Below are 10,142 nucleotides of genomic sequence, written 5' to 3' on the forward strand. Positions count from 1 at the left end.
CCGACGCCCCCCTGCCCCGCCTCGCCGTAGGCGCGCTGGAGCCCGTGCGCAACCGGCTCCGGCGCGGCGGGGCGGCGCGGCTCGCCGCCACCGTCGGGCCCGGCTACGGGTGCGGCATCGGCGGCACCATCGCCGCCCTGTCCTGGTGTGCCGGGCTGCTGGAGATGCCGGCGCTGCTCGACGACGCCCTGGCGCTCGCCGACGCCACCGCCGCGGCGCTGGGCGCCGGCAGCGCCGTGCCCGACGTGATGGACGGCGCAGCCGGGTTGGCCCTCGGGCTGGCGGCGCTGCGCCGCCACCGCCCGCAGGACACCGCCCTGGCCGCGGCGCTGACCGCCTGCGGGACCGCGGTGCTGCGCGCGTCGCGCGCACCGGCCCCCGGCCTGCGCGACTGGCCCGACCGGCGCCGTCCCGGGCACGCCGGACTGTCGCACGGGGCGGCCGGCATCGCCACCGCCCTCGCCCACGTCCATGCGGCGACGGGGGAGCCGGCGTGGGCGTCCGCCGCCGCCGAGGCCGTCGCCTACGAGGACACGCTGTTCGACGCCGATGCCGGCAACTGGCGCCGGCAGGGGTCCGGCGTCACCGCCACCTGGTGCCACGGCGCGCCCGGCATCGCGTTGACACGCCTCGCCCTGCAACGCCTCCTGCCGTTCCACGGTCCCGACCTGCGGGACGGCGCCGCCGCGGCGCTCGCCACGACCCGCCGCACCCGGCTGGACGAGGTGGACGATCTGTGCTGCGGCGAGGCCGGACGCATCGGCATCCTCGCCACGCTGGCGCACGCCGACGACGATGCGGCGCTGCGGCAGGAGGCGGAGGCGGCGCTGCGCGCCCGGCTGCCCGACTGGGCGGCGGGCCGTGCGCGTCTGCTCGCCGCCGGTGCCGCGGGGGCGCCCGAGGACCCGTCGCTGTTCCGCGGCATCGCCGGCCTCGGCCACACGTTGGTCCAGCATCTGGCGCCGGATCTCGCCGCAGACGTGCTGCTGCCCGCCTAACCCCCGTCCAGGCCGGTCAGCTGGCGGCTGGCGAAGGCGGCGAAGAAGCCGTTGCGGGCCATCAGCTCGGCGTAGGTGCCTTCCTCGGCGACGCGGCCGCGGTCGAGGACGATGATGCGGTCGGCGCGCTGCACCGTGCTCAGGCGGTGGGCGATCGCCAGGCGGGTCGCGGCGATGCGGTTGAGGCTGTCGGCCACCACCGTCTGCGTCCGGTTGTCGAGCGCGCTCGTCGCCTCGTCCAGCAGCAGGATGCGCGGCTTGCCGACGATGGCGCGCGCCACCAGCAGGCGCTGGACCTGCCCGCCGGACAGCACCGACCCGCCGTCGGTGAGGACGGTGTGCATGCCCATCGGCATGCGTTCGATGTCCTCGGCCAGCGCCACCTGGCGGGCCGCCTCCCACGCCGCGTCCTCCGCCAGATGCGTGGCCGCGCCCAGGATGTTGTCGAGAATGGTGCCCGGCATCAGCCGGCCGTTCTGCAGCACCACGCCGCACTGCCGGCGCACCGCCTGCGCGTCGAGGCCGGCAAGATCCACCCCGTCGTACAGGATGGCGCCGGACTGCGGCGCCTCGAACCCGAGGAGCAGGCGGAACAGCGTCGATTTCCCGGTGCCGGACGGACCGACGAGGGCGACGAACTCGCCCGGACGGACGCTCAGCGACAGGTCGTCGAAGACGCGCGGCGCGTCCGGCTGGTACTGGAAGGTCAGGTGGGCGATCTCGATGGCGCCGGACAGCGCGCCGGGATCGGCCTTGCCGGTGTCGGCCTCGGGCACGGCATCGAGGATCGGCTGGGCGTGCCGCGCCACCGGCAGCAGCGCCAGGATCTCCACCGCCGTGTTGGACAGCCCGCGCAGCCCCTCCAACGCGACGGCGAAGGCCGTGAGGAACGCCGCCAGCAGGCCGAGGCTGACGCCGTCGGCGAGACCGCCGTAGACGCACGCCGCCAGCAGCGCGGCGATGGCGAGCGTCGGGTAGCCGGCGGTCACGGCGTCGAGCCGGCTGGCCGCCCGGTCGGCCAGGAAACGCGCCCGGCTGGCCGCGGCGTAGCGGCGCGCCCAGCGCAGGAAGGCGCGGTCCTCGGCGGCGGCAAGGCGCAGCTTGGCGATTCCCGCGGCCAGCTCCAGCGACAGCCCGACCACGTGCCCGTCCTGCGCGATGGCGTCGGCCTCGTGGCGCACGCGCCGCCAGCCGAACGTCACGGCGATGACGACCAGCAGCAAAGTCAACCCCACCGCCAGCAACCCGAGCCGCCAGGAATAGCCGAGCATCACGCCGTACGAGACGGCGGCGACCACGCCGGTCATCAGCGCGTTGATCATCGACGCGGTCAGGGCCTTCTCCAGCCGGGCCACCGCCAGCACGCGGGTGGCGAGATCGCCGGTGGCGTGCTCCTTGAAGAAGGCCGCGGGCAGGCGCAGCAGGCGGTCCATGACGGCGCCCTGCACGCGGCTGCCCTCCAGCCCCTCGATGCGCAGCATGGTGAACTGGGCGGCCAGGCGCAGCAGCAGCGTCATCCCGGACAGCAGCGCCAGCCCCAGCGCCACCTCGACGACCTTGCCGAGGTTGTTGTCCGGCACCGCGGTGTCGAGCAGGTAGCCCATCGCCAGCGGCAGGCTCATGGCCAGCGCACCGGCCAGCAGTGCGGCGCCGGCGATGGCGGCGAGGTCGCCGTACCGGCGGCGCACCGTGCCCATCAGCAGGTCGCGCACGGTCAGGGGGCGGTCGGGCAGCGGCGGCGTGATGGCGATGGCCTGCCCGCGCAGGGAGGCCGCCTGCGCCGCCGTCAGCCGCCGCGGCGCGGGCTCTGCCGGGTCGAACACCTCGTAGCGGCCAAGCCCGGCGGGAACCAGGGCCAGCGGCTCCTGTCCATGCTCGCGCAGCAACAGGAAGGCGCCGGAGTCGCGGCGCCACCAGCCGGACTCCAGCGTCACCGGGCGCAGGCGCAACCGACACGCCCGCGCGATATCGTCCAGGTCGTACGGGCGCGGCTCGTCGTGCGCCTGCGGCGGCAGTGTCACCGTGAAGCCCAGCGCCGTGCCCAGGTGCGCCAGGGCCTTGACCAGCGGCTGATCGGAGGGGGCCGCCGCCGGCTGGCCGCGCCCGTCGCCGAGCGACGACGCCAGCGTGTGCACCGCGGCTTCCCGCGCCCAGCGGTCGCCCTCGGCGCGCGCCCGCAGGCGGTTCAACTCGTCCACCGAGGCCAGCCGCAGCGCCACCGGCAGCACCTCCACGGCCAGGGCGTGGAAACGCGCCAGGGCATCCGGGAGGCCGCCCGCCTCCATCAGCGCGGCCGTGGAGTGCGTGACGGCCGCGCCGCCGGGCGGTACGGCGATCCAGGTGTCGGCGGTGAGCGGGACCGGCGCCCCGTCGGCCGGTTCCATGTCGGTGTAAAGGGCGCCGGGCGCCCTGCACCATGCCACGCCGTGCGCGCCGCCGACCCGGCCGCCGTCGGGCATGACCACGCTCTCCCCCGCCGCCACGATGGCGTCGAAGCGCGGCCGGGGTCGGATGGGGGCGGCGATGGCGCGCGACAGGTTCGTCACCCAGCGTTCCACCGCCGCAAGGACATCGTTCGTCGCCGCCGTGTCCACCCCGTCCGTGCCGAGATCGAGCACCCGGGTGTCGGGCGTGCCGGTGGCCAGGATCATCACGTCCAGCAGGCCGGCCGCGGTGTCCATGCCGAACAGCAGGTCGCCGGCCGCCGCCTCGAACAGGTGCCGGCGGGTGCCCGGGCGGCCGTCCTCGAGCCTTTCGACAAGGAACACCTGCACCGTGCCCTGCAACACCAGGTACCGGCGTTGCGGGTCGTCGAGAACAAGCGGCCGGTTGCCGGCGATCCCGATCATCGGGCGATCCGCCGGGGGGCGGCGCAGCACCGTCATGATTCCACCAGCCGGCGGTAGTGTCCGCCCGCCGCCATCAGGTCCTCGTGCCGGCCGCGCTCGATGATGCGCCCGCGGTCCAGCACGATGATCTCGTCGCAGTCGCGGATCGTGCTCAGGCGGTGCGCGATCACCAGGCAGGTGCAGCCGCGGCGGCGGATGTTGTCGACCAGCGCCTTCTCGATCAGCGGGTCGAGCGCGCTGGTCGCCTCGTCCAGCACCAGGAGGCTGGGCTCGGCGACCAGCGCGCGGGCGATCTCCAGGCGCTGGCGCTGGCCGCCGCTCCAGTTCCGGCCGCCCTCCTCGACGCGGGCGGCGTAGCCGCCGGCGCGGGCCACGATGTCGTCGTGGATCATGGCGTCCTTGCAGGCCTGCACGAGGCGCCGCTCGGGCATGGCCTCGTCCCACAGAGTGACGTTGTCGCGCACGCTGCCCTCGAACAGGTGGATCTCCTGGTCGACCACGGCCACGGAGTTGCGCAGCACCGCCCGGGGCAGGCTGCGGATCGGGGTGCCGTCGAGCAGAATCTCGCCCGCCCAGGGGTCGAACAGGCCGCAGACCAGACGGCCCGCCGTCGATTTGCCGCTGCCCGAGGGGCCGACCAGCGCCACCCGGGCACCGGGCGTCAGGTCGAGGCCGAACCCCTGGATCAGCGGGTCGGCGACCGGATTGTAGCCGAAGGCGACGCCGCGCAGTTCGACCCGGCCGCTGAGTTTGCGCACCCGGCCGATGCCGGTGGCGGCCGCGGTCGGAGCGCCTGCCGGCGCGTCGGCCTGCGCGAACTCCCAGGCCGGCTCGGCGTCCGCCACGTCGGCGAACTGGTCGAGGGTCCCGCGCGCCTGCTTCAGTCCCGCCGCTTGCGTCATCAGCACGGTCAGCGGAGCCGTGAAGGCGCTGACGAGGCCCTGGAACGCCGCCAGCTTGCCCGCCGTCATGTCTCCCTGCGCCACCAGCCAGGCCGATACCGCCAGGACCAGGGCGCGGTTGAGCATCATCAGGCTTTCCGGCAGGGCGCCGAGGATGGCCTCGATGCGGCCAGCGGCCAGCCGCTCGCGCACCATGAGCGCGAGCTGGCCGCTCCACTGCGCGAAGAAGGCGCTGTCGGTGCCGTTCGCCTTCAGGGTTTCGATCATGCCGATGCCCTGCATGGCGCGGCCGTGCAGCTTGACGGCCGCCATGCCGGCCTTGCGCGCCCGTTCCTCCAACCGTCCCTGAACCAGCGCGAACACCGCCAGCAACGCGCCGGTCATGACCAGCGTGATGGCGGTCAGCAGCGGGCTGTGCACAGCCATCACGGCGGCGAAGGCGGCGGCGCTGACGGCGGCCAGCGCGCCGCGCACCGTCTGGTCGCCGGCGAGGAGGCCGAGCTGCCGGGCGAGGTCGACGCGCCCGGCCAGCGTGCCGGCGTGGCGCTGGCTGAAGAAACGCACGGGCAGCCGCAGCATGCGCCAGACCATGCGCCCTGCCGAGGCCAGCGCGACCCGCGTGTGCAGCCGCACGAGCACCGCGTCCTGCAGCCCGGTGAGGCCGCTTTGCAGCAGCCCGCCGACGATCAGGACGGCGATCAGGCCCGGTATCCAGTGCGGCTGGGTGTCCACCAGATAGTAGTCGACGAAGACCTGCATGGCGGCCGGCACCACCAGCCCGGGCAGCACCAGCGTCAGCCCGGCCAGAAGCGCCAGCAGGAAGGCGCCGCGCGCGCCGTCGAGCAGGGCGGCGAGGTCGCGCCGGAGATGCGGGCGCGCGCCGCCGCGCCGGAACTCCGGCCCCGGCTCGAAGGTCAGGACGATGCCGGAGAAGACGGCGTCGAACTCCGCCGCCGTCAGCACCCGCCGTCCGGCGGCCGGGTCGTTCAGGTGGACCTTGCCGCCGCGCACCCCCTCGAACACCACGTAGTGGTTGAGGTTGATGAAGACGACGGCCGGCGTGGGGAAGTCGTGCAGATGCTGCGGTTCGCAGCGGAATCCCCGCGCCACGAAGCCGTAGCGGCGCGCGGCGCGCACGAGGTTCGACGCCCGGCTGCCGTCGCGCGACACGGCGCACGCCTCGCGCAGCTCCGGCAGCGGCCGCCACAGGCCGTGGTGGGCCATCACCATGGCGAGCGACGCCGCCCCGCATTCCACCGCCTCCATCTGAAAGATGGTGGGCGTGCGCCGCACCCGGTGGCGCCGGCCGGCGGCGATATCCGCGGCGACCGTCATCGGTCGAAGCCGGCGGCGTGGAGCAGCGCGTCGATTTCCGGGATGACCAGCGCCAGCAGCCGCACCCGCTCGACCACCACGGCGCCTTGGATGACCGTCCCGCTCTCCACCGCGCGGGTCGCCCCCAACGATGACGACCACGCGAAGCCGCTGACCGTGTGCGGATCCCGGCGCAGCGCCACGCGCAGCTCGAAGGGCGGACCGTCGGCCATCAGCTTGGTGACGAAGGCATCGTTCTTCAGGGTCTGCTGCAGCGCCTCGCGCGTCGCCGGGATTTCCGAGACGTCGATGACCTCGCCCAGGATAAAGCCGTCGCGCTGCACCCGCACGGTCGAGGGGACGATCTGCACCGGCATGCCCGCGCGCACCTTCTTGCCGTCTCCGGCGTGCGCGTAGAGGATGCCGACCAGCGTGTCGGCAGCCGCCTCCGCCTGATCGGGGATCAGCCGCATCAGCGCCGCGCCGGCCTGCACGCGGTCCCCCGGGGCGGCGGACAGCTCGACCACCCGGCCGGCCACCGGCGCGCGGACCTCCGCCCGGCCGGCGCGCTCGGCGGCGATCTCCGCCAGCTCGCGGCGCGCCTGCGCGACCTTGGTGTCCGCCTCCATTAACTCGCGCTCGCTCCGCATCGCCCGCTCGTCGGCGTCGATGACCAGCCGGTTCAGGGAGTTGCGGGCGTCCAGCACATCCTGCCGGGCGCGCGCCACGTCGGCGTCGATGGTCAGGATGCGGTCGCGCGTCGCGAAGCCACGCGTCAGCAGATCGCGCTGGCTGGCGCCCTGCTGAAGCAAAGCGGCCTCGCGCTCCTGGGCCTGTTGCAAAGAGCGCTCCAAGCCCTGCCGCCGCTGCGCGTCGGCGCGCGCGTACACCTCGCGCTCGCGGGCGTGGAAGGCCTCGATCCGCGTGCGCTCGGAGGCGAGGGCGGCCAGCCGGGCTTCGACGGCGGCCATGCGGGCGTCCAGCACCGGCTCGTCCAAGCGCGCGACGATCTCCCCTTCCGCGACCCGGCTGCCGACGCGCACGCGCATTTCGACGAGCGGTGCCGATGCGGGAGCCGACACCAGGACGACTCCGCCACTGCCCTGCAGAATGCCCGAGGCGGTCAATTTGACCGGTGCGGTCGAGACCGCCGCCCACACCACGCCGCCGAGAACGACCAGGGCGAACACCGCGAACACGAGCCAGCCGAGCGGCGGCACGACACGGACCATGCGATCGAGCTGCTCTGGATTGGCGGCACGGAGGGTGAGCTTGGCGGTCCCCATAGATTCGAGTATCGACCCTTGTCCAATCCCAGCCGGCCTAACGGAACCCGGCATCCGCCGGCACGGTGCGCGACCATTTGCGAAAATGCAAGCCAACCGAGGGCCGAACGCTGCGCTCTTATTGGAAGTATGTTGCGCCATGACATGCTCTGCCAATGCCAACACGAACGCAACGGCAAAGATCGATCCACAGGATACTTGCCGGCACTGCGTGTGGTGGGTTGATCAGACGGCAGAATTTGGTTGACAGATAAAATGTATGAAAACGATCATCCGCTACCACCAAAGGAGAGGATGGGGCGGTCATGGCGAACGTGGACAATCTGGAAAAGCTCGAAGCCCTCATTGCCGGCGAGCCCGATATCCTTCGTGGCGCCGCCGGGTCCGGTGACGTGAAGGAGGCATCGAAGGCGCTGGCGCGCTTTGCTGCGTCGAAGGGTGTCACGCTCGCCCCCGAGGAGATCGAAGGCGCCTTTGCCGCTCGCGCCGCTGCCGCGTCAGGAAGCGTGGAAGCTTTGGACGATGACGCTCTCGAGCACGTGTCCGGCGGCGGATCGCCGTATTGCATGTTCACCAAGGGATGCTACTGCATCTTTACGAAGTGAGTATCTTTTCGTAGCCGGGATGTTCCGACACCAGACCACAAGAGCACCCCGGCTCTTACACCACGCCTGAAGACGCGACCGTTCTGCAATACCAGTGGCATGCAGATACGACAAAATGCGACAGTGTTCCCCTATGCACCGCCGCCTCCCGCTCAACCGGTTACAGGTCGGAGCGAGAGCCCCCTGCGGCGCTCCAAGAGTAGGAAACGCGATGTCACGTGAGGCGGACCGACAGCAGATGCTGCGTCTCTGTCGCAAAACCATTGAGCACAAAGGATTGGCTGCCTGCGCGGACTGCTATCCATTTTGTATTCTCACTCAGGAACAGCAGGCAGTCCGAGCCGCCATGCTCCTGGAGGCTCTCAGCGCCTTATCGCCAGCCGACAAGCAATGGCCCCTCGCGCTTTGATAGGCGCTGAACAACCTGTCTTGTGCATATTGAATTATCCGGAAAGCGCTGAACGGGAGGCCGCGGATTGCCGCACGGCCGTCGGCTGCGGCAAGCCGCGCCCCTTCGGATGCGTCCCCGTCTGATAGACTGCCCCGCGCATCCCGGGACATGGCATGGAAAGATCAGACGATGACGGAGATCACCGTCCGCCGCCTCGGTGAGGCCGACGTGGAGGCATGGCGGGAGCTGCGCCTGGAAGCCCTGGAACGCCACCCCGAGGCGTTCGGGTCCCCCTTGGTCGCGGAAGCCGCTCAACCGCTTGGCTTCTTCGCCGACCGTATCGCCCGTGGACCAATCTGGGGAGCCTTCTCGGGTATGGAGATGGTGGGGAGCGTCGGCTTCTTCGTCTGCGACGGAGCCAAGCGGAAGCACAAGGGGGTGCTGTGGGGGCTGTACGTGCGGGAGGCCGTACGCGGCAGCGCGGCCGCCGGCGCCCTGGTCGAGGCGGTGCTCGACCATGCCCGCGGTACGGTGGAGGTCGTCCAGCTCAGCGTCGACGCCGACAACCGTAGGGCATGCCGCTTCTACGACCGCATGGGGTTCCTCGCCTACGGCCTTGAACGGCACGCGCTCAAGGTCGGCGGACGCTATCACGACGAGGAACTCCGCGCCCGCTTCCTGACATAGCGTGGTGCCACGGCGAGCGGGAGACGGGAATGCTCATCATCCTGGCCGGCCTGCCCGGGCCCGGCACCGGCAAGACCACCATCGCCCGCGCCGGCCCACGGTGAGACGGCCTGCAGGTCCATTGCGTGCGCCCGCCACCAGAGATAGCGAGCACTTTGACGTCGGGTTTCACGCCCTTCATGGCGATGGGTGCCTGGTTGCCGTCGCCGGCCTCGATGACGCGGTGGCCAATCCCTTCCAGGACCCGGCGGATGAAATCCCGCATCCCCTTCCCGTCGTCCACGACCAGAATGGTGCCCATCGGCTTACTCACCCCAGGTCGGAGTGAGCACCATCGCTTCGATCGCCGCTGCCTCGGTTGGTCGCGAGAAAAAATAGCCCTGCGCGACGTCGCAACCCCATTTTTCCAACATCTCAAAGGCAGCCCTGGTTTCCACCCCCTCGGCCACCGCCGAAAGGCCCAGGTTGTGGGCCAAGTCGATAAGGGCCTTGGTGACCACGGCGGATTCGTGCATGTCCGCCATCCCCGACACGAAGGATCTATCCACCTTGAGTTCCGAGAATGGCAGCCGGAGCAGGCGGGCGACCGACGAATAACCGGTACCGAAATCATCGACGGACAGATGGAACCCCTTCAGGCGAAAGCGCCCCAGAACTTCGAGCATGGTGACGAAATCCTGCATGGAAGCCGTCTCGGTCAACTCCAGGATGACGTGATCGGCGGCCACGCCGGCGGCGTCGCATCGCGCCGCCAGCAGGTCGGGCAGGCGGCGGTTGTGGAGGTTCCCGGCTGACAGGTTGACCGCCACCCGCAGATCGAGGTTCTTGCGCCGCCATTCGCCCACTTGGCCGATCGCGCAGTCGACCACCCAGGCCGTCAGGCGGTCGATCAGTCCCGATGCCTCGGCCAAGGGGATGAAGGAATCGGGGGGGATGACCCGGCCGGCCTCGTCGCGCCACCGCACCAGGGCCTCGACCCCCACCAACCGCTTCGTCGCGATGTCGACCTTGGGCTGGTAGAGCAGGAACAGCCGGCCGGTTTCGATGGCGGCGGAGAGCGCCTCGACCGTCGGCGTGGCGGGGGCGGCGCGCGCCGCGGCGGGCAGAACG

Annotated in this window: 7 protein-coding genes; 3 read left to right on the plus strand and 4 right to left on the minus strand. The window is 71.6% G+C overall.

Features of this window, described 5'->3' with window-relative positions; all coding sequences use genetic code 11:
- The coding region (locus tag TSO221_RS32485) for a lanthionine synthetase LanC family protein (RefSeq protein WP_211099144.1) at positions 1-998 on the plus strand (998 nt) is incomplete at its 5' end.
- On the opposite strand, the gene TSO221_RS32490 is transcribed toward TSO221_RS32485, so the two are convergent.
- From TSO221_RS32490 to TSO221_RS32500, 3 genes are read right to left on the minus strand one after another with little or no spacing between them, the layout of a single operon-like run.
- Positions 995-3,847 (minus strand): NHLP bacteriocin export ABC transporter permease/ATPase subunit, encoded by a 2,853-nt coding sequence (locus TSO221_RS32490; protein WP_158284282.1) that lies wholly within the window; start codon positions 3,845-3,847, stop codon positions 995-997. The two genes, TSO221_RS32485 and TSO221_RS32490, sit on opposite strands and share 4 nt — an antisense overlap.
- 32 nt (positions 3,848-3,879) lie before the next feature.
- Complete coding sequence (locus TSO221_RS32495) at positions 3,880-6,084, minus strand: NHLP family bacteriocin export ABC transporter peptidase/permease/ATPase subunit (RefSeq protein ID WP_109122610.1); 2,205 nt, start codon at positions 6,082-6,084, stop codon at positions 3,880-3,882.
- Positions 6,081-7,490 carry an NHLP bacteriocin system secretion protein gene (locus TSO221_RS32500; protein ID WP_109122611.1) on the minus strand — a complete coding sequence of 470 codons (1,410 nt, stop codon included), beginning with the start codon at positions 7,488-7,490 and terminating at the stop codon, positions 6,081-6,083. The genes TSO221_RS32495 and TSO221_RS32500 overlap by 4 nt, the downstream gene beginning before the upstream one ends.
- Positions 7,491-7,654: 164 nt before the next feature.
- Between TSO221_RS32500 and TSO221_RS32505 the strand changes: the two genes are divergently transcribed.
- Entirely contained in the window at positions 7,655-7,954 is a 300-nt protein-coding gene (locus TSO221_RS32505; RefSeq protein WP_109122612.1) for a Nif11-like leader peptide family natural product precursor, read from the plus strand.
- 559 nt (positions 7,955-8,513) lie between these two features.
- On the plus strand, positions 8,514-9,032 hold the full coding sequence (locus TSO221_RS32510) for a GNAT family N-acetyltransferase (RefSeq protein WP_247878375.1): 519 nt from the start codon (positions 8,514-8,516) through the stop codon (positions 9,030-9,032).
- A 305-nt stretch (positions 9,033-9,337) separates the two neighbouring features.
- Here TSO221_RS32510 and TSO221_RS32515 read toward each other — a convergent pair.
- Positions 9,338-10,142 (minus strand): EAL domain-containing protein (locus tag TSO221_RS32515; protein ID WP_146208981.1); only part of this gene is annotated, 805 nt, incomplete at its 5' end.

It is taken from the genome of Azospirillum sp. TSO22-1, from assembly GCF_003116015.1.
Taxonomy (GTDB): domain Bacteria; phylum Pseudomonadota; class Alphaproteobacteria; order Azospirillales; family Azospirillaceae; genus Azospirillum.